The following is a 22,661-nucleotide window of genomic DNA, read 5'->3' on the forward strand; positions in this document are numbered from 1 at the left end:
TTATAACATCCTTTTAAGTTGATTGATAAGTTCGGATTGTGGGATATTTTGCTGATTCAGCTCACTATTTCTCAATGCTTTGATACCAATAGTGCCTGTCTCGATTTCATTATCGCCCAAAATCAACGCTAAGGTAGCACCACTATTGTCGGCACGTTTAAATTGTGATTTGAAGCCCGTACTGCCTGCATGAACTTGAGTATGATAACCATGAGAACGACATAACTCACCGATTTCAAATGCTTTGAGACTGGCTTGTTTTCCTTGGTGAATCACATAAATATCACAAGTCACTGTTTTTTCGGACGACTCGTTTAGCTCCATCAGTTCTAATAAACGTTCAATGCCAAGCCCAAAGCCCACAGCAGGCGTGGGTTTACCACCTAACATTTCAACCAAACCATCGTAACGACCGCCACCGCAGACCGTTCCTTGAGCACCTAATTTATCGGTGACCCACTCAAATACAGTTAAATTGTAATAATCCAACCCTCTTACTAAACGAGTATTGAGCGTATAGGGAATGCCTATTTGATCCAATCGTTCGCAGAGTTCATCATAATGTTGGCGAGATTCCGTACCTAAAAAATCAAATAATTTAGGTGCCGCATTAGCCATATCCTGCATGGTGGGGTTTTTCGTATCTAAGACCCTAAGCGGATTGGTGTACATACGACGTAAGCCATCTTCATCCAAACTATCTTTGTACTTTTCCAAATACTCGATTAATACTTGTCGATGTGCCAAACGTTCTTGAATATTCCCCAATGAGTTCAATTCTAGGCGAATATCCGTTAAGCCTAGTGTTTGCCAAAGACGATTTAACAAGGCAATCAGTTCTGCATCAATATCTGGACCAGTAAATCCTAAAGCCTCTACAGAAAGCTGGTGAAACTGGCGATAACGACCTTTTTGGGGACGTTCATGACGAAAAACGGGGCCAAATGAAAATAATTTCTGAGGACGATCATAGACCAAATTATGCTCAATCACCGCTCTGACAATCCCTGCGGTAAATTCTGGACGTAAGGTCATCATATCGTCAATCGTTGGATTCGGTTTCATGCTGAACGAATACATTTCTTTCTCAACAATATCCGTCACATCTCCAATACCCCGTGCGAAAAGTTTTGTCTCTTCCATAATCGGTGTACGGATATTCTCAAAACCGTATAAAGCCATTAAAGACGTAATCGTACGTTCTAATTTTTGCCATTTAGGACTGTCGCTAGGCAGAATATCATTCATGCCTCGCAATGCTTTAATCTTCTCTTTACTCATGTTTTTTATAACGCTCTTTTACATACTGCTGCACAATCGCCTGAAAATCTTTGGCAATCGTCTCACCTTTTAACGTAACCGTTCTTTCGCCATCCACAAAAACAGGGGCTGATGGCACTTCACCTGTACCTGGCAAGCTAATACCAATGTTTGCATGACGACTTTCACCAGGTCCATTTACAACACAGCCCATCACTGCGACTTTCATATCCTCAACACCTGAATATTGTTGACGCCATATGGGCATTTGATCGCGTAACCATGATTGAATATCATCGGCTAACTCTTGGAAAAACGTACTACTGGTGCGACCACAACCGGGACAAGAAATCACCGTCGGCGTAAAGGCACGTAATTCCAAGGCTTGTAGGATTTCTTGGGCAACGATGACCTCTTTACTACGACTGCCTCCCGGTTCTGGCGTTAAAGAAATACGAATCGTATCGCCAATCCCCTCTTGTAACAATACGCTCAAAGCGGCCGTCGAAGCCACGATACCTTTACTTCCCATCCCTGCTTCCGTTAAACCAAGGTGCAAAGCAAAATGAGAGGTCGCTGCCAACTCACGGTAAACAGCAATCAAATCCTGTACCATACTGACTTTACAGGAAATAACAATTCTATTTTCGGGCAAGCCTAAAGCGATGGCTCGCTGGGCATTTTCCAAAGCCGAACGAACCAAGGCCGCACGCATTAATTCATCAGATGACCATGGTTCGGCACGAGCACGATTTTCATCCATCATTTTGGCCATCAAATCATGATCCAAACTTCCCCAGTTCACGCCAATACGCACGGGTTTATCGTGTTGGCAAGCCACTTCAATCATCTGTGCAAAATTATCTTCACGACGTTTACCGCCGCCTACATTACCAGGATTAATACGATACTTAGACAAGGCTTTGGCACAATCGGGATACTGCAGTAATAACTTATGTCCATTAAAGTGAAAATCACCTACTAATGGTGTGTGAATCCCCATTTTATCCAGCTGTTCACGAATCTCAGGAACGGCTGCAGCGGCCTCTGGCGAGTTGACCGTAATACGCACCAACTCCGATCCTGCTTGCGTGAGTTCTTTGACCTGAATGGCTGTGGCAATCGCGTCTGCGGTATCCGTATTCGTCATCGATTGGACAACGACGGGGTGATGACCACCGATATACACATGATGATCGCCCCAAGAAATATCTACGGTATGCGTGCGATGTCGCTGGGTAATGCCTTTCACACAAGGTCTATTTTCTTGATTCACTGTTTTGTTCCTAACCAACCTTTTACAAATTCGATGACAGAGGTGCCCGTCGCTAAACTAATCATTAACACAATAATAACTGCAATAATGATGATTAAAAATAACCATGAAAAATTGCCTGAATGCATTTCACCATGCGGTTCTTCAATACTGGGAGCATGCTCGTTCACATAGACTGTTTTATTGAATAGCGTGTATTTTTCTTGTTTAGGTAACATCGCCAACGCACGATCAGCCGACACCCCCACTCTTTTGCAGTATTTTTTAATGAGACCTCTTAAAATAAAATCTTTTGGCAACTTATCCCATTGTTCTTTTTCAAGTAGTTCGATGGTTGAGGGTAAAAACTTGATATCTTGAGAAATCTCTTCAATCGTCAACCCTTTTTGTTCTCGATGAAATGATAGATACAAGCCTAATGACTGAGGATCTTGTCCACTCGAATTTTCGTCTGTATGCAATAGAGAATCACTCATAAAAACTACCCTTTCAGAGATTACAAAATTTCCTTAATGGGAATGTGTTTTAAGCGTAACATACGCTCGGAGATTTTTGTGCGATCTTTGACATCGCCCGCTAATTGGCCACAGGCGGCATCAATATCATCCCCTCTTGTTTTTCTCACTGTCGTGACAATACCCGCATCTTGCAAACGTTTGGCAAAACGAGTCACGCTGTCACGTGGAGAACGCTGTAAACCTGATTCTGGAAAAGGATTAAACGGAATCAGATTTAATTTACAATTCACTTGTTTAGCAATTTGAATTAATTCCTTTGCGTGTTCGTCTTGGTCATTCACCCCATCCAACATAATGTATTCAAAGGTAATAAAATCACGTGGTGCAAATTCCAAGTAACGATTACAGGCTGCGATCAACTCTTTCAAAGGAAACTTCTTATTTAACGGGATAAGTTTATCCCTTAACGCATCATTGGGTGCGTGCAATGATACCGCTAATGCGACAGGACAGTCTTGTGATAGACGGTCCATTAAAGGCACTACACCTGAAGTAGAAACGGTAACACGACGACGCGATAAATTATAAGCATGATTATCTAACATCAAGCGTAAGGCGGGTAATAGCTGGTCATAATTCAGCAAAGGCTCGCCCATCCCCATCATGACAACGTTAGAGATAATATGCTCGTTTTCATTAATCGCACCATCACCTGTACGTGCCGATGCTAAATCTTTCATCAACTCACGACGTGCGACCCATAATTGGCCGATAATCTCAGCTGAAGTTAAATTTCGACTAAACCCTTGATGCCCTGTAGAACAGAAACGACAAGCCACTGTACAGCCGACTTGACTACTAATACAAAGTGTTCCACGGTCATCTTCTGGAATAAAAACCGTTTCAATCGCATTATGCTGCCCCATATCAAACAGCCACTTGCGTGTACCATCAGAAGCGACTTTTTCTAAGATAATGGAGGGGGCTTGTATATCGCATTCATCAATGAGTCTTTGGCGAAAAGTTTTAGCCAAATCACTCATTTGATCAAAAGAATCAACTCCCCGCTGATGTATCCAGCGAGGAAGTTGCGTTGCACGAAATGGCTTATCACCCCAAGAGGTGACCAAATCACGTAATGCCGCAGCATCCATGCCTAATAAATTAATTTTGCCATTCGTACGTATTGTCATGATTAACCAAAGAAGTAAGCAATTTCTACTTTTGCTGTTTCTGGTGCATCAGAACCGTGTACGGCATTAGCATCGATGCTTTCAGCGAAATCAGCACGAATGGTACCAGGAGCCGCTTTCTTAGGATCCGTAGCGCCCATTAATTCACGGTTTTTAGCGATCGCATCTTCACCCTCTAATACTTGGATGAATACAGGGCCAGAGATCATGAACTCAACTAGGTCATTAAAGAATGGACGTTCTTTGTGAACCGCGTAAAAGCCTTCAGCTTCAGCACGAGTTAAGTGTTTCATTTTCGCTTCAACCACTTTAAGACCGTTCTTTTCAAAACGAGAAATGATTTCACCGATTACATTTTTCTTCACTGCATCAGGTTTGATAATAGATAACGTACGCTCAATAGCCATCGTAAACTCCAGATATTTAAATAAAAATTAAAAACAAAATGGTACCAATCGTTTATGATACCCAAGATAAACTTTATATTTTATCATGTAAACAGGAATTTGATGTGCGACATCAAAGCAAAGGCGTTTAACGCGTCGATCGGTGCCATATCAATATTCATTAATTTAATGTGCAGCATCAGAATAAAGACTTTTAACAACCCTCTTTTCCCTAAACTACGCCTTTTTCTTTAAGTCCCCCCTCTGTTCACTTCCCTTGTCTTTTCTTTCAGACAAGCCTCTCTCACCACTTATTCCTACCATGTTCGTAAGATAATCCCTCTCTCTTCACTTTCTCCTATCGCTTTCTTTAAGATATCCCTCTCCATCACTCCCTCTTGTCACGTTTATTAAGACAAACCCTTGTCATCACTTTCTTCCGCCACTTTCTTTAAGTCATCTCCTCTCATCATCCCCTCTCACCGCTTTCTTCACTAAGAATCCGCCAACAGCTCTTTTCTGCCCTAACACCCTCACAATATATTAAAATATAGGGTTATTTAATTTTTATGGACAAAAACTAAATGAGTGATTCAACAACTCCATTATTAGATGAATTAAGCCCAAGCTTTGATCCAGCAGGTATTGAGAAAAACTGGTATGAGCGTTGGAATGCCTTAGGTGTGTTCAAAGCGGGTCAGCATACGACAACAACGGCACCAGAGTCTGGTCAGCCTTATACGATTCAGTTCCCGCCTCCTAATGTCACGGGTACTTTACATATGGGTCATGCGTTTAACCAAACGATTATGGATGGTTTGGTACGTTATCATCGGATGTTGGGTTGTGATACGGTTTTTGTTCCAGGTACAGACCATGCAGGGATTGCGACACAAATCGTGGTGGAGCGTCAGCTAGATGCTCAGCATATTTCACGTCATGATTTAGGGCGAGAAAAGTTTTTGGAACGCGTTTGGTCATGGAAAGAGCAATCAGGTAATACGATTACATCTCAGGTGCGTCGTTTAGGCTCTTCAGCGGATTGGTCACGTGAATATTTCACCATGGATCCTCAGATGTCACGAGGGGTGATTGAAACCTTTGTTTGTTTATATGAACAAGGATTGATTTATCGTGGTAAACGTTTAGTCAACTGGGATCCTGTTTTAGGTACAGCCGTTTCTGATCTAGAAGTTGAAAGTAAGGAAGAACAAGGGTCTTTGTGGCATATTCACTATCCATTGAAAGAAGCTTCAGGTGATTTGAAGTTTTTAACGGTTGCCACCACACGTCCTGAAACGATGTTTGGTGATGTGGCTATCATGGTTCACCCAGAAGATGAACGTTATGCTCATTTAATTGGCAAAACCGTTATTCTGCCTTTAGTGGGTCGTGAAATTCCGATTATTGCTGATGAGTATGTTGATAAAGAATTCGGTACAGGCGTGGTAAAAGTGACCCCTGCTCACGATTTTAACGATTATGCTGTCGGACAACGTCATCAGCTTGCCATGATTTCTGTCTTAACACTTGATGCCAAAATGAATGATCAAGTACCAGAAAAATACCAAGGTTTAGATCGCTTTGAAGCTCGTAAATTAGCGGTAGCCGATTTAGAAAATCAAGGTTTATTAGGCGAAATTAAACCTCACAAATTAATGGTGCCTCGTGGTGATCGCACGAATTCAGTGATTGAACCCATGCTCACGGACCAATGGTTTGTGGCCATGAGTAAACCTGCTCCTGAGGGTACATTTAATCCCGGTAAAAGCATTACAGAAGTGGCTTTGGAAGTGGTTGACAATGGTCAGGTGAAGTTTTATCCCGAAAACTGGTCAAATACCTATCATCAATGGTTAGATAATATTCAAGACTGGTGTATTTCACGTCAGCTTTGGTGGGGACATCAGATTCCTGCTTGGTATAGTGCTAACGGCGATGTGATTGTAGCCCGTTCAGAGGAACAAGCCTATGAACAAGCCAAAGTCAAAGGGATTACAGGTACGTTAACACGCGATCCCGATGTTCTGGATACATGGTTCTCATCTGCTCTTGTCCCCTTTACGACCATGGGTTGGCCTGAGAAAACACCTGATTATGAGCGTTACCTGCCCTCTAACGTGTTAGTGACAGGTTTTGATATTATTTTCTTCTGGGTCGCTCGTATGATCATGATGAGCATGCATTTGACGGGACAAGTGCCTTTTAAACAGGTCTATGTGCATGGCTTAATTTTAGATGCCAATGGTCAGAAAATGTCAAAATCTAAAGGTAACACCTTAGATCCCGTGGATTTGATCGATGGGATTGATTTAGACCGTTTATTAGAAAAACGTACAACAGGATTGATGAATCCTAAACAAGCTAGCCAGATTGAAAAGCAAACACGTAAAGAGTTTCCCGATGGTATTCAAGCGTATGGCACAGACGCATTACGCTTTACCCTATCCGCTTATGCAACGTTGGGACGCAACATGAACTTTGACCTTAAACGTTGTGGCGGTTATCGTAATTTCTGCAATAAGCTGTGGAACGCAACCCGCTTTGTATTGATGAATACGGAGGGTAAAGTCCTTGCTCCTTCTCATGGTGGTTTGGGTGCTAAAGAACATACGTCTTTTGTGGACAAATGGATGGTATCTCGTTTACAACAAGTCACGGCAGACATTAACAAAGCCTTTAAAGACTTACGTTTTGATTTTATTGCCAATAGCCTCTATCACTTTATTTGGGACGAATATTGCGATTGGTATGTGGAATTAGCGAAAGTTCAGATCCAATATAGCACGCCTCAAGAACAAGCGGCCACACGTCGTACACTGATTGATGTACTAGAGGTATTGCTACGTTTAGCACACCCCATTATTCCTTTTATTACCGAGGAATTATGGCAAAAAGTGGCCTTAGTCAGTGGTAAGATAACGGCAGAAGACGAACTCACTATCAGCACGCAGTCTTATCCTTTGCTTCAGGAATCTTATGTTGATACGGTGTCCATGGAACAGATGAAACAGCTACAGGCCCAAGTCGATTCGATTCGTGCCTTACGCGGTGAAATGAATCTATCGCCTGCCGAACGTGTCCCTTTAATCGCTCAAGGCCAGACAGATTTGCTGAAACATCATGCTCCTTATTTGAAAGCATTGGCGAAGCTAGAGGATGTTGAAATTGTCGATCAGCTACCTGATTTAGGTGCACCTGTTCAGATTTTAGACAATACGCATTTGATGTTACGTGTGGAAATTGACGTAGAAGCCGAATTAGCACGTTTATCCAAAGAGCAACAACGTTTAGAAACTGAACTTGCCAAAGCTCAAGGTAAATTAAATAATGAAAACTTTGTCTCGCGTGCCCCTGCTGCTGTGGTGGCACAAGAAAAAGAACGCGTGACACAGTTTAGTGAATTATTGACTAAAGTCAAAGAACAGATAACGAAGCTTCAAGCTTAATGATGAACTCAGTGATCTTTTCGTCTATTCGGAAAGGTCACTGAATACGTGCTTAAATCCATGACAGGTGATCGTTTCTTTAGCAAGTATATCGTGTTGACAAACATTCAGAATGGCTAATAGACTTGAATATAGGCATGCCCCAAGTTTGACGTGAGTGATATACTTTTATGCTTTACATTCAAGAACGAGACTATAAGCGCTATTTCAGCACGTTGTGAACAACGCCGTTGTTTAAGAAAACAGAATGTATTGATCTTATTTCATCTATTTTAAATATCCGTGTGTAAAATATGGTTTTTTTTACACTTTTTCCCTTTTAATGCTAAGTGTTGACTATGATTTTTAAACTATCTCGTCGTACTCAAAAATCTATCAGAAAGGCTACTGCTGTGCAATTGGTACAGATACTGGCTCAAGAAAATCGCCCTTTTGTCGAAAAGCTCAGTTGTTTTACACTGTGGTTTCGTAAACAGACCCATACGGAGAAAGCATTTGATGAATTGATTCAAGCACTTTATCAACAGACAGAAGATACTGAGAAATTAGCCACTGCTTTTTATGAATGGGTCTCTAAAATCCGCTGGTATCCTAGCTTTGTGAGTATGGGCTTATTTTCACGAGAAGGATTGTTTAAAGATATGGTGGATATTATTTACCGAAAAATCAATCCACCTCCCCGTTCTGCTGACTCCCTGCAAGATGTATTGTCAATTGCATTTGATTGGACAATTGATCAGGTTTGGTTAGATAAAATTCAAGCAAAAGATTGGACAAGACTTTATCTCATTCTTAGTCGTAGTGGCGATCACGAAAAAAATGCACATGTAGCCTCCTTACAGTTTTGTAATGAATGTCTTTATGCGATGGAAATGTTATCTATTTGGATAGCTGCTGAAGAACTTGATCCAGATTTATTGCGTTTAGATGCTTGTTTACAAGATGTGGATTCCCCTTTTGTCGCTTTGCATCGTGAAATCACGTTATTTGTACATAGTTTCCATGAACACATGATCCATCCTGATGTTCCTTTGCATGATAATAGTCATGCCTTGGTGATGATTGAACAAAGTCAGGAATTAATTACCCGTTTAAAAAAACGAGGGATTGTGGCCGGTACAGGATCATCCATGAAAGTATCTTATTTACTTGAACGACTGGAACAAACGTTATGGCGCTTAAAAGATCTACTTGATATCCAAACTACTGACAACTTTGTTCAACGTAATCAAATGATTCAACGTTTAAGTTATGAATTTATTCGTATTAGTTCTAACAAAAAAACATTGGGACAAGTTTGGAAAACCAGTACACGGATGCTTTCACAAAGTATTACCCAGAACAAAAGCGATCATGGTGAACATTACATTACGCAGGATAGCACACAATATTGGCGTATGTTCCGATCAGCTGCGGGCGCTGGGGTAATCATCGCCTTAATGGCATTATTAAAAATTTATATCACTGGATTAGGATTGAGTAAATTTCAGACTGCTGTACTGGTATCTTTAAATTATGGTTTGGGCTTTATGTTGGTGCATATCCTGCGATTCACTATTGCCACCAAACAACCCGCCATGACCGCTACCAGCGTGGCATTGGCTGTCCAAAAAACAGCCACAGGTTCTGCTAGCCAGCATTTAAGTCAGTTACTGATCGATGTAAATCGTTCCCAAAGCATTGCTGTGATTGGTAATGTGAGTATTGCTATTTTAGTAGCCTGTTTCCTCAGTTTAGGATTTGCTTATTTTAGTCAGGGCATAAACCTGATTGATCAGGCTACAGCAGAACATTTAGTTCAAATGAACGAACCTATTTCGGGTTTGGCGTTGTTTTATGCGGCTATTGCGGCGATATGGTTATTTTGTTCCGGTATTATTACAGGTTTTTTTGATAATCGTGCCGATTATTTAGAACTGAACAAACGCATTGAACAGCATCCAATCCTCAATCGCTTACTAGGACATCGTATTTGTCAATGGTTAGGAAATTATTTACATGAGCATTATGGTTCTTTAATTGGAAATTTCTCATTTGGCGTATTGCTAGGCATGACGGGTTATATAGGCTATCTCACCGGATTGCCTTTAGATATTCGTCATGTAGCTTTTTCATCAGCAAACCTAGGGTACGCCGCCACTAGTCAAGGCATGAGTATCCTAATGTTTATACTCAATCTCCTTTTTGTCTTGATGATTGGACTCGTCAATCTCTGGGTCAGTTTTGCATTAGCATTAGTGGTGGCATTACGTGCCAGAGATGCTCATATTGGTGATATTAAAGGATTAATGCGAGAAGTAATTCGACGTATTATTGACAACCCTATCAGTTTAATCTATCCGCATAAAATGGTTTTAATAAAAACAGATAATCCTTTAAATAAAAATTAAGCTTATTCGTTAACCACTCAGAAGAAAACACCTTTTAGTGAAACTAAAGATGGATAAGGGTTTATCTCAATTAAATAAAAAAACCATTCCACCAAAATTAGTGGAATGGTTTTTAAATATTTAAAGGAAATTACCAAGAATAGCCAACACCCGCTCCAACGCCTACGTCTCCACGACTGTTTGTGCTACCACTAAATTTCACTCTAAATTTATTATTTTCGCTTACACGAGCATAACCGACCGCCATAGCTGTTTGACCTTTATAGCTACCAGCTGCCACCGATACCGTACTTCTACCTGCTCCGCTATCCATGACTAGATTAGACATAGCAATCGTACCAGCAATACCTGCACGCAAATCTTTGTCAACAGTGTCTATATGCTTACTTAGATTATTAATAGCCAATTTATTATTCAAAACCTGCATATTGGTTGCATGTAACTGGCTACCGTTAATCGCATCGGTTGAAGTTGCCGAAATCACGCCAGGAGCTACATGTTGTAACTGACGTTCAGCACCTTCAGTACCAAAGGACACAACAGCTGGACCGGTTGGGTTCTGGTCGTTCACCGTTAAGCCGGCGACTTCACCGTCAAATGCCGCATAATAACCGTTATTATCTTGTGTTGGTTTATGTGCTGCTTTTGCTTTTGAACCTGCACCGATAGCCACAGAGCCTTTGGTTGCACCGTCTTCAACCGTCGCACCACTACCTACAGCGACACCTTCCTCACCTTTGGCTACTGCTGCCTCTCCGCTTGATTTAACGTTCACGTATTTGTTGGACACAGAAGCTACTACTGCTTTCAACTGTCCATAGTTCACCGCATCGGTGTCTTGTTCGCCAGCTTTCACATTGGTAATCTTATTACCGCCATTATCTAAGCCATTTGCTGATAAAGCGACTGTTTTACGGTCTGTCGTTTCGCTTCCATCGGTTGCGGTAGTCGTTGATGTTGTACTTAGGACTAATCCATTCGTAGCATCAATCCTTGCCGTTGTTTCAGTCTTCACAGAGTTACCCTCACTATCTTGAGTCGTTTGGGCTTCTGATTTAAATGATGCGCTATTCATATCTACTAAGTCTTTCGATAATTTCACATTGAGCGAGCCTTTATCATCTGCCACCACACCAATATTACCGTCACTTAGATTCATTGTCGCACCACCTTTGATCGTTAAGGTCTCGCCAAGTGTCTTCGATACCGCCTGACCATCATCACCTTGGAAGCTTAACTTGCTCTCCTTAATACCTTTAACAGCATTTTGAATTGCAAATAATTGGCTACCATTCACTGCATCGGTGCTAGCTGCGCTAATATCGCCAGCAGCCACGCCAGTAATCTTGTTACCACCGTTATACAAGCCATCTGCAGAGATGCTGACTGTCTTGCCATCAGCTCCCATATAAGTGCTGCCTGCCGCCATATGTAAGGCTTTGTTACCTTGATCATCTGTGCTGATCACGCCCATATCTGATACCGATGTACCGTTGGACTTATCAGCCACCTTACCAACAGTCAAGCCTTTGTCGCCATCTAGCGTTACGTTAGCCTTACCTTCCTTGTTATTCAAGGTCACCTTACCTGTTGAGTCTTTTTTACCCAATGTTACTTGGTCGTTTAAGGCAACTTTCACGGCATTATTATCCACCGATGTAGTGATATTCTGATTATCGCCATTCACAGTAATGGTATTACCTAAATTAGCTTTAACCTCGTTATTATCATCAGCTTTCAGACCAAATCCACCTGTAGCAGAGGAGGTGATCGCGTTCATCGCATTTTTCAAGTCACCAATATTAGCTGCATTGGTCAAAGTATCACCAGTTGCAACGGCAAGTTTCGTGTCTCCTAGACCACTAGCCACCTTCGTGATCTTCTTATTACCTGCATCGATACCGCTCGTGGTTACACTTGGGCCGCCTGTAATCGTTAAGCCATTGCTGTTCAAGCTTGCTGCACCATTATTTTCAAACGTAATACCGTCCGCAGATACCTTCGTATTACCTGCCTTCAGACTTCCGGTGCTACCTAAGTCCACGTCCTTAGCCAGTTTCACCAACAAGTTCGTGCCGTCACTTTCAACTTTGATGTTGCCTGTGCTTGCTTCACCTGTCGCTTCACCTTTAATGGTTAAAGTCTCGTTCAATTTCTTAGCAATCGCGTTACCGCTATCACCTGCAAACTTCAAGCCATCTTCTAAGGTCGCTACCGTGTGACTACCGCCCTTATCATCAGCATACACCACTCGTGTAATGCTTTCGCCGTTAACGCCTGCATCACCTTTCTTACCGTCAACGCCATCTTTGCCTTTCACAGTTAAGGTCACGCCGTCTTGACCGTCAGCTCCATCTGTGCCTTTCTCTCCTTTAATCAAGACCTGCTCTGTTTCCACTTTCGTGACTTGAACATTGTCCGCTGCATTGACAGTTACCACTCCATCTTTATTCTCTAAACTGATGTTGGTTCCTGCTTTAAGCGTCACTTTCTTGTCTTTAGCCGTTACGTTCTCAGTAGTCTCACCATTCTGTACTGCCAAGCTCCACTGATTGCCTTCTAGTGCACTCTTCGCAGTTTCAATTGCGGTATAAACTTCACCTCCAGTTACAGCATTCGTTGAACCATTCGTTACACCACCGCTTGCAATGTTGGTAATTTGTTTATTGCCTGCATTAATACCTTCTTTAGTGACACTTGGTCCACCTGTGATGCTTAAACCATCAGTGTTGATTGTGGTATTTCCTGCTGTAAATGTATCCGCACTTACACTGCTTAAGCCGGTTAATGCTTTCGCTAGTTTCACCACAAGGTTAGTACCGTCACTTTCAACTTTGATGTTGCCTGTGCTTGTTTCACCTGTTGCTTCACCTTTAATGGTTAACGTCTCGTTCAGTTTCTTAGCAATCTCTGCACCACTGTCGCCTGCAAACTTCAAGCCATCTTCTAACGTCGCTACCGTGTGGTTTGTTGTACCATCTGGGTCGGTGTACACAATACGCGTGATACTCTTACCGTCTAAGCCAGCTTCGCCAGCTGCACCTTCAGTACCACTCTGACCATTCGTACCGTTCTTACCATCTTTACCTGCAATGGCGATCACAGTGCCGTTGCTACCGTTAGTGCCACTTGAGCCGTCAGTACCAGTACCACCAATAGTAATCGTCTTCGCTCCAACATTGTCCGCTGCTAGCTTCTGTGCCGATGTTGCAATCGTGACTTCGCCATTAGCACCTTTTGTTAAGGTGACATTGTCGCCTGCTTTCAACGTGACTTTCTTATCGCTGCTTGGCGTGATGCTTTCAGCAGCTGCCTCACCATTCTGTACCGCTAAACTCCACTGAGCATCACCAGCATTATTTGCTGCAGTTTGAGCTGCTTCTGCTGCTGCTTTAGCTGCATCGGCTGTACCTTGAGCTTTCTGTGCCGCTGTTTGTGCGTTGTCAGCTTTCGTCTCTACGCCTTTTAACTGACTAAAGTTCACCGCATCACCATCAGCTGTGCCATTCGCTACGTTGCTGATTACCTTGTTACCTGCATCAATACCGCTAGCTTTAACACTTGGTCCGCCTGTGATGCTTAAACCATCAGTGTTGATTGTGGTATTTCCTGCTGTAAATGTCTCCGCACTTACACTGCTTAAGCCTGTTAATGCTTTCGCTAGTTTCACCACAAGGTTAGTACCGTCACTTTCAACTTTGATGTTGCCTGTGCTTGCTTCACCTGCCGCTTCACCTTTAATGGTTAACGTCTCATTTAGTTTCTTAGCAATCGCTTTTTCATCATCGCCTTGGAACTTCAAGCCATCTTCTAATGTCGCTACGGTGTGGTTTGTTGTACCATCTGGGTCAGTGTACACAATACGCGTCATGCTTTCGCCATCTAAGCCTGCTTTACCAGCTTCGCCTGTCGCACCATTGGCACCATTCGTACCGTTCTTACCGTCTTTACCTGCAATGGCGATCACAGTGCCGTTGCTACCGTTAGTGCCACTTGAGCCGTCAGTACCAGTACCACCAATAGTAATCGTCTTCGCTCCAACATTGTCCGCTGCTAGCTTCTGTGCCGATGTTGCAATCGTGACTTCGCCATTAGCACCTTTTGTTAAGGTGACATTGTCGCCTGCTTTCAACGTGACTTTCTTATCGCTGCTTGGCGTGATGCTTTCAGCAGCTGCCTCACCATTCTGTACCGCTAAACTCCACTGAGCATCACCAGCATTATTTGCTGCAGTTTGAGCTGCTTCTGCTGCTGCTTTAGCTGCATCAGCTGTACCTTGAGCTTTCTGTGCCGCTGTTTGTGCGTTGTCAGCTTTCGTCTCTACGCCTTTTAACTGACTAAAGTTCACCGCATCACCATCAGCTGTACCATTCGCTACGTTGCTAATAACTTTGTTACCCGCATTGATACCGCTCGTGGTTACACTTGGGCCACCTGTAATCGTTAAGCCATTGCTGTTCAAGCTTGCTGCACCATTATTTTCAAACGTAATACCGTCCGCAGATACTTTCGTATTGCCTGCCTTCAGACTTCCGGTGCTACCTAAGTCCACGTCCTTAGCCAGTTTCACTAACAAGTTCGTACCGTCACTTTCAACTTTGATGTTGCCTGTGCTTGCTTCACCTGCCGCTTCACCTTTAATAGTTAAAGTCTCGTTCAGATTCTTCGCAATCTCTGCACCACTATCACCTGCAAACTTCAAGCCATCTTCTAACGTCGCTACCGTGTGCTGTTTGTTATCTGGATCAGTATAAACAATACGTGTAATGCTATTACCGTCTACACCCGCTTTACCAGCTTCTCCATTTGCTCCATTCGCACCATCTTTACCCGCTATCGCAATGGTTGTGCCGTTCGTACCATCACCTAACTTCACGGTCTTACTCTCTATCGTGTCTGTATTCGCGTTGATCGTGACCGTTCCATTCGCATTATCCAAGCTTACGTTCTTACCAGCTTTCAACGTCACTTTCTTCGGTGTGCCATCTGGCGTAACATCTTGGCTTCCAGAACCGTTATCTACTGCTAAACCCCATTGAACGCCTTGTGCCTCTGTAATCTTACCGGTCACCGTCTCAATGGCTTTATCTAACTGGCCTTTATTCACCGCATCACCATCAGCTGTACCATTCGCTACGTTGCTGATTACCTTGTTACCTGCATCAATACCGCTAGCTTTAACACTTGGGCCGCCTGTGATGCTTAAACCATCAGTGTTGATTGTGGTATTTCCTGCTGTAAATGTATCCGCACTTACACTGCTTAAGCCTGTTAATGCTTTCGCTAGTTTCACCACAAGGTTAGTACCGTCACTTTCAACTTTGATGTTGCCTGTGCTTGTTTCACCTGTTGCTTCACCTTTAATGGTTAACGTCTCGTTCAGTTTCTTCGCAATCTCTGCACCACTATCACCTGCAAACTTCAAGCCATCTTCTAACGTCGCTACCGTGTGCTGTTTGTTATCTGGATCAGTATAAACAATACGTGTAATGCTATTACCGTCTACACCCGCTTTACCAGCTTCTCCATTTGCTCCATTCGCACCATCTTTACCCGCTATCGCAATGGTTGTGCCGTTCGTACCATCACCTAACTTCACGGTCTTACTCTCTATCGTGTCTGTATTCGCGTTGATCGTGACCGTTCCATTCGCATTATCCAAGCTTACGTTCTTACCAGCTTTCAACGTCACTTTCTTCGGTGTGCCATCTGGCGTAACATCTTGGCTTCCAGAACCGTTATCTACTGCTAAACCCCATTGAACGCCTTGTGCCTCTGTAATCTTACCGGTCACCGTCTCAATGGCTTTATCTAACTGGCCTTTATTCACCGCATCACCATCAGCTGTACCAGTAGCTACGTTGCTGATTACCTTGTTACCTGCATCAATACCGCTAGCTTTAACACTTGGTCCGCCTGTGATGCTTAAACCATCAGTGTTGATTGTGGTATTTCCTGCTGTAAATGTCTCCGCACTTACACTGCTTAAGCCTGTTAATGCTTTCGCTAGTTTCACCACAAGGTTCGTACCGTCACTTTCAACTTTGATGTTGCCTGTGCTTGTTTCACCTGTTGCTTCACCTTTAATGGTTAACGTCTCGTTCAGTTTCTTAGCAATCTCTGCACCACTGTCGCCTGCAAACTTCAAGCCATCTTCTAACGTCGCTACCGTGTGGTTTGTTGTACCATCTGGGTCGGTGTACACAATACGCGTGATACTCTTACCGTCTAAGCCAGCTTCGCCAGCTGCACCTTCAGTACCACTCTGACCATTCGTACCGTTCTTACCATCTTTACCTGCAATGGCGATCACAGTGCCGTTGCTACCGTTAGTGCCACTTGAGCCGTCAGTACCAGTACCACCAATAGTAATCGTCTTCGCTCCAACATTGTCCGCTGCTAGCTTCTGTGCCGATGTTGCAATCGTGACTTCGCCATTCTCACCCTTAGTTAAGGTGACATTATCACCTGCTTTAAGCGTCACTTTCTTATCGTCACTTGGTGTGATGTCCTGTGCAGCTTCACTACCATTCTGTACCGCTAGGCTCCACTGATTGCCTGCTAGCTCAGTCTTAGCGTTTTGAATGGCGGTATTCGCCTCATCGGCTGTTTTTTGAGCTTTCTGTGCCGCTGTTTGTGCGTCAGTAGCTTTCGTTTCCACCGCACTTAACTGGCTAAAGTTCACCGCATCACCATCAGCTGTGCCATTCGCTACGTTGCTGATTACCTTGTTACCTGCATCAATACCGCTAGCTTTAACACTTGGTCCGCCTGTGATGCTTAAACCATCAGTGTTGATTGTGGTATTTCCTGCTGTAAATGTCTCCGCACTTACACTGCTTAAGCCTGTTAATGCTTTCGCTAGTTTCACCACAAGGTTCGTACCGTCACTTTCAACTTTGATGTTGCCTGTGCTTGTTTCACCTGTCGCTTCACCTTTAATGGTTAAAGTCTCGTTCAATTTCTTAGCAATCGCGTTACCGCTATCACCTGCAAACTTCAAGCCATCTTCTAAGGTCGCTACCGTGTGACTACCGCCCTTATCATCAGCATACACCACTCGTGTAATGCTTTCGCCATTAACGCCTGCATCACCTTTCTTACCGTCAACGCCATCTTTGCCTTTCACAGTTAAGGTCACGCCGTCTTGACCGTCAGCTCCATCTGTGCCTTTCTCTCCTTTAATCAAGACCTGCTCTGTTTCCACTTTCGTGACTTGAACATTGTCCGCTGCATTGACAGTTACCACTCCATCTTTATTCTCTAAACTGATGTTGGTTCCTGCTTTAAGCGTCACTTTCTTGTCTTTAGCCGTTACGTTCTCAGTAGTCTCACCATTCTGTACTGCCAAGCTCCACTGATTGCCTTCTAGTGCACTCTTCGCAGTTTCAATTGCGGTATAAACTTCACCTCCAGTTACAGCATTCGTTGAACCATTCGTTACACCACCGCTTGCAATGTTGGTAATTTGTTTATTGCCTGCATTAATACCTTCTTTAGTGACACTTGGTCCACCTGTGATGGTTAAACCATCTGTATTAATCGTGGTATTTCCTGCTGTAAATGTATCCGCACTTACACTGCTTAAGCCGGTTAATGCTTTCGCTAGTTTCACCACAAGGTTCGTACCGTCACTTTCAACTTTGATGTTGCCTGTGCTTGCTTCACCTGTCGCTTCACCTTTAATGGTTAACGTCTCGTTCAGTTTCTTAGCAATCTCTGCACCACTGTCGCCTGCAAACTTCAAGCCATCTTCTAACGTCGCTACCGTGTGGTTTGTTGTACCATCTGGGTCGGTGTACACAATACGCGTCATGCTTTCGCCATCTAAGCCTGCTTTACCAGCTTCGCCTGTCGCACCATTGGCACCATTCGTACCGTTCTTACCGTCTTTACCTGCAATGGCGATCACAGTGCCGTTGCTACCGTTAGTGCCACTTGAGCCGTCAGTACCAGTACCACCAATAGTAATCGTCTTCGCTCCAACATTGTCCGCTGCTAGCTTCTGTGCCGATGTTGCAATCGTGACTTCGCCATTCTCGCCTTTAGTTAAGGTGACGTTATCACCTGCTTTCAACGTGACTTTCTTATCGCTGCTTGGCGTGATGCTTTCAGCAGCTGCCTCACCATTCTGTACCGCTAAACTCCACTGAGCATCACCAGCATTATTTGCTGCAGTTTGAGCTGCTTCTGCTACTGCTTTAGCTGCATCAGCTGTACCTTGAGCTTTCTGTGCCACTGTTTGTGCGTTGTCAGCTTTCGTCTCTACGCCTTTTAACTGACTAAAGTTCACCGCATCACCATCAGCTGTGCCATTCGCTACGTTGCTGATTACCTTGTTACCTGCATCAATACCGCTAGCTTTAACACTTGGTCCGCCTGTGATGCTTAAACCATCAGTGTTGATTGTGGTATTTCCTGCTGTAAATGTCTCCGCACTTACACTGCTTAAGCCTGTTAATGCTTTCGCTAGTTTCACCACTAAGTTACCGCTACCATCATTGACGACACCGATGTTGTTGTCAGTTAACTTGCTTGCCTCACTCTCACCACCTTTAATGGTTAAAGTCTCGTTCAGTTTCTTAGCAATCGTGTCACCACTATCACCCTTGAACTTCAAGCCATCTTCTAACGTCGCTACCGTGTGGTTTGTTGTACCATCTGGGTCGGTGTACACAATACGCGTCATGCTTTCGCCATCTAAGCCTGCTTTACCAGCTTCGCCTGTCGCACCATTGGCACCATTCGTACCGTTCTTACCATCTTTACCTGCAATGGCGATCACAGTGCCGTTGCTACCGTTAGTGCCACTTGAGCCGTCAGTACCAGTACCACCAATAGTAATCGTCTTCGCTCCAACATTGTCCGCTGCTAGCTTCTGTGCCGATGTTGCAATCGTGACTTCGCCATTAGCACCTTTTGTTAAGGTGACATTGTCGCCTGCTTTCAACGTGACTTTCTTATCGCTGCTTGGCGTGATGCTTTCAGCAGCTGCCTCACCATTCTGTACCGCTAAACTCCACTGAGCATCACCAGCATTATTTGCTGCAGTTTGAGCTGCTTCTGCTACTGCTTTAGCTGCATCAGCTGTACCTTGAGCTTTCTGTGCCGCTGTTTGTGCGTTGTCAGCTTTCGTCTCTACGCCTTTTAACTGACTAAAGTTCACCGCATCACCATCAGCTGTACCATTCGCTACGTTGCTAATAACTTTGTTACCCGCATTGATACCGCTCGTGGTTACACTTGGGCCACCTGTAATCGTTAAGCCATTGCTGTTCAAGCTTGCTGCACCATTATTTTCAAACGTAATACCGTCCGCAGATACTTTCGTATTGCCTGCCTTCAGACTTCCGGTGCTACCTAAGTCCACGTCCTTAGCCAGTTTCACTAACAAGTTCGTACCGTCACTTTCAACTTTGATGTTGCCTGTGCTTGCTTCACCTGTCGCTTCACCTTTAATAGTTAAAGTCTCGTTCAGATTCTTCGCAATCTCTGCACCACTATCACCTGCAAACTTCAAGCCATCTTCTAACGTCGCTACCGTGTGCTGTTTGTTATCTGGATCAGTATAAACAATACGTGTAATGCTATTACCGTCTACACCCGCTTTACCAGCTTCTCCATTTGCTCCATTCGCACCATCTTTACCCGCTATCGCAATGGTTGTGCCGTTCGTGCCATCACCTAACTTCACGGTCTTACTCTCTATCGTGTCTGTATTCGCGTTGATCGTGACCGTTCCATTCGCATTATCCAAGCTTACGTTCTTACCAGCTTTCAACGTCACTTTCTTCGGTGTGCCATCTGGCGTAACATCTTGGCTTCCAGAACCGTTATCTACTGCTAAACCCCATTGAACGCCTTGAGTAACATTTGATGCTATATTTTTTATTTCTTTAATGGCATCATTAATATTATTTTTTCCAGTTCCGCCAATATCCGTCATGGTTACTGTGCCATTTGTGGCGACAGCAGCGTTTCCACCTAGAAGTGTTTTAAGGTTATTTTGTTGGGCTTTTAACTGTGCAACCGTAGCAACATCATCATTTAATACACCATCCGCTACGTTGGTAATACGTCGGCGACTAGTGTCTGTACCCACTGAGATAACGCCATTTGTGCCGTTAGTAACGGCATTGGTTAAATAACCATTATTTGTAGTAATATCTCTTGTAATAGTAGTTGAGTTTGACCCCAAGGCTACGGAATCAGCTACTGAAGCATTCGCAAAATATCCCAATGCAGCTGAAGAATCCCCTGAAGCCTTCGCTTCTGCACCGATGGCGAGTGCATTATTATTCGTTACATTAGCTAAAAAGCCGATTGCAAGAGACCTATACCCTTTTGCGCTTGCATATGCTCCTAATGCAATAGAAGACGCTGCGAATGAAGTACTCTTATTATTAGCATCGGTAATATTTTCAATGGAAGCACCTTTACCAATGGCGATATTCATTGAGCCATCGTCTTTATATTTACCCTCATATGCAGCATTGAAGAACCCAGTTCCCTTAGTAATAGCTCCACCAATTGCAATATCATTTTTTCCTGAAGCATTTGAATTAGCCCCTAATGCAATAGTATTAGTATTTGACGCCTTAGCGCCACTACCAAACGCCATACTATCGCTTCCTGTGGCAGTTGGTGCGGTGAAAGTTGAGCCTTTTTTATAGGTGAGCCAATCCATACTGTCCGCAACGGATTTAATGGCATCATGAACGGTTGTTTTGCCAGTGCCACCAATATCCGTCATGGTTACTGTGCCATTTGCGGCAACAATAGCGTTTCCGCCTAGAATATTTTTGACATTATTTTGTTGGGCTTTTAACTGTGCAACTGTAGCAACGTCATCATCTAATACCCCATCTGCTACGTTGGTAATACGTCGGCGAATAGCGTCTTTACCCACTGAGATAACGCCATTTGCCTCCCTAGTAACTACATTGGTTAAATAACTTTTATCTGATGTTACATCACCTTGGGAAGCTGTTGAGCCTGAACCTAAGGCAACAGAATTCATCACTGAAACATTTGCATATGTTCCCAATGCTACAGAATTAATTAATGAAACTGTTGCATTTAAGCCTAATGCAACAGAGTTATCCCCTGTAGCATTCACATTCACCCCCAACGCAACTGAATTCTGCCCTGAAACCTTTGTATTCACCCCCAATGCAGTGGCATTAGCTGCTGAAGCAGTCGCATTCACCCCCAATGCAGTGGCATTAACTGCTGAAGCATTTGCGTAAAGTCCCAATGCAGTGGAACTTCCCCCTGAAGCATTTGCGAAATGTCCCAATGCAGTGGAACTTCCCCCTGAAGCATTTGCGAAATTTCCCAATGCAGTGGCATTAACTGCTGAAGCAGTCGCATTAAAACCCAATGCAATGGCATCCCTAGTAGCAGTTGCATTAACACCCAATGCGGTAGCATTCCACCCTGAAGCGTTCGCATTATCACCCAATGCGGTGGCTCTCCACCCTGAAGCGGTCGCATTATTACCCAATGCGGTGGCATACCACTGTGAAGCAGTTGCATTATAACCCAATGCGGTGGCATAATCCTGTAAAGCAGTTGCTTTATGTCCTACAGCAGTTGAGCTGTTGGCATCTGCTTTCGCATCATTACCTAATGCCGTAGCTGACGTTGCATTTGCCCTTGTTCCAGAACCTACTGCAACAGAAGACACCCCAAGCCCATTAGCACCATTTCCCAAGGCAGTTGCCCAATTTGCCAAAGCATTTGCGGAACGCCCCAATGCAATAGAACTCTCTCCATTAGAATTTGCCTTTGACCCCAAAGCAATTCCATAGTTTTTTAAAGATGTTGTGTCATCTCCTATTGCAATAGCAGAGGCAGCACTGGATGAAATGTTTACATTATCACCTTGTTTAATAGATGATGCGATGGCTAATTGTGGATAAATAGAGGAAAGTAAGAAAAGAGATAGCAGGCCCAAACGAAACGATTCAGTTCCTTTACGATAAGAGGTATTTTCAAGTTCATTACCTTGACTTGAAGACTTCACATGCCCTTTTGCTAACTCACTTACAACAACAAAACGACCAACACTATGACGATAAATAACTTTATAAATTCGATTCATTTCTATCTCATTAACTTACAATTCTTTTGACTTTTACTTCTAATAAAATCATTAAAAAAAAGAGAGAGAGTTTACAATAATTAAACTGCATTACAACAAATATATTTCATTAGTTTGTTTTATTTGCAATAATCCCCCTCCCA

General features: G+C 43.4%; 8 protein-coding genes. 2 read left to right on the top strand and 6 right to left on the bottom strand.

All coding sequences use genetic code 11. The features are described from left to right. The 5 genes from hisS to ndk are packed head-to-tail and all read right to left on the bottom strand — an operon-like array spanning window position 1 to window position 4,594. Window positions 1–1,281, bottom strand: coding sequence for a histidine--tRNA ligase (hisS, locus tag IX83_RS04335; RefSeq protein ID WP_038499634.1), 1,281 nt, complete (start codon window positions 1,279–1,281; stop codon window positions 1–3). Beyond that, window positions 1,274–2,503 carry a flavodoxin-dependent (E)-4-hydroxy-3-methylbut-2-enyl-diphosphate synthase gene (ispG, locus tag IX83_RS04340; protein WP_392387057.1) on the bottom strand — a complete coding sequence of 410 codons (1,230 nt, stop codon included), beginning with the start codon at window positions 2,501–2,503 and terminating at the stop codon, window positions 1,274–1,276. The genes hisS and ispG overlap by 8 nt, the downstream gene beginning before the upstream one ends. Window positions 2,504–2,532: 29 nt before the next feature. Beyond that, on the bottom strand, window positions 2,533–3,012 hold the full coding sequence (locus tag IX83_RS08575; RefSeq protein WP_051919271.1) for a helix-turn-helix domain-containing protein: 480 nt from the start codon (window positions 3,010–3,012) through the stop codon (window positions 2,533–2,535). A 20-nt stretch (window positions 3,013–3,032) separates the two neighbouring features. Beyond that, window positions 3,033–4,181 (bottom strand): 23S rRNA (adenine(2503)-C(2))-methyltransferase RlmN, encoded by a 1,149-nt coding sequence (gene rlmN / locus IX83_RS04350; protein ID WP_038501545.1) that lies wholly within the window; start codon window positions 4,179–4,181, stop codon window positions 3,033–3,035. Between the two features lie 8 nt (window positions 4,182–4,189). After that, entirely contained in the window at window positions 4,190–4,594 is a 405-nt protein-coding gene (ndk, locus tag IX83_RS04355; protein ID WP_038499637.1) for a nucleoside-diphosphate kinase, read from the bottom strand. A 563-nt stretch (window positions 4,595–5,157) separates the two neighbouring features. Between ndk and IX83_RS04360 the strand changes: the two genes are divergently transcribed. Continuing rightward, window positions 5,158–8,022 carry a valine--tRNA ligase gene (locus IX83_RS04360; protein ID WP_038499640.1) on the top strand — a complete coding sequence of 955 codons (2,865 nt, stop codon included), beginning with the start codon at window positions 5,158–5,160 and terminating at the stop codon, window positions 8,020–8,022. A 338-nt stretch (window positions 8,023–8,360) separates the two neighbouring features. Then, window positions 8,361–10,412 (top strand): site-specific recombinase, encoded by a 2,052-nt coding sequence (locus IX83_RS04365; protein WP_051919273.1) that lies wholly within the window; start codon window positions 8,361–8,363, stop codon window positions 10,410–10,412. A gap of 130 nt (window positions 10,413–10,542) precedes the next feature. Here the strand turns inward: IX83_RS04365 and IX83_RS08970 are convergent, their stop codons facing one another. Then, window positions 10,543–22,518, bottom strand: coding sequence for a YadA-like family protein (locus IX83_RS08970; protein ID WP_038499643.1), 11,976 nt, complete (start codon window positions 22,516–22,518; stop codon window positions 10,543–10,545). Window positions 22,519–22,661 lie beyond the last annotated feature (143 nt).

Origin of the sequence: Basilea psittacipulmonis DSM 24701 (genome assembly GCF_000743945.1) — a bacterium.
GTDB lineage: Bacteria > Pseudomonadota > Gammaproteobacteria > Burkholderiales > Burkholderiaceae_B > Basilea > Basilea psittacipulmonis.

Bases quoted from the DNA above. Each gene is read 5' to 3' on its own strand.
- hisS (WP_038499634.1), bottom strand. From the start codon at position 1,281: ATGAGTAAAGAGAAGATTAAAGCATTGCGAGGCATGAATGATATTCTG.
- IX83_RS08575 (WP_051919271.1), bottom strand. From the start codon at position 3,012: ATGAGTGATTCTCTATTGCATACAGACGAAAATTCGAGTGGACAAGAT.
- ndk (WP_038499637.1), bottom strand. From the start codon at position 4,594: ATGGCTATTGAGCGTACGTTATCTATTATCAAACCTGATGCAGTGAAG.
- IX83_RS04360 (WP_038499640.1), top strand. From the start codon at position 5,158: ATGAGTGATTCAACAACTCCATTATTAGATGAATTAAGCCCAAGCTTT.
- IX83_RS04365 (WP_051919273.1), top strand. From the start codon at position 8,361: ATGATTTTTAAACTATCTCGTCGTACTCAAAAATCTATCAGAAAGGCT.
- IX83_RS08970 (WP_038499643.1), bottom strand. From the start codon at position 22,518: ATGAATCGAATTTATAAAGTTATTTATCGTCATAGTGTTGGTCGTTTT.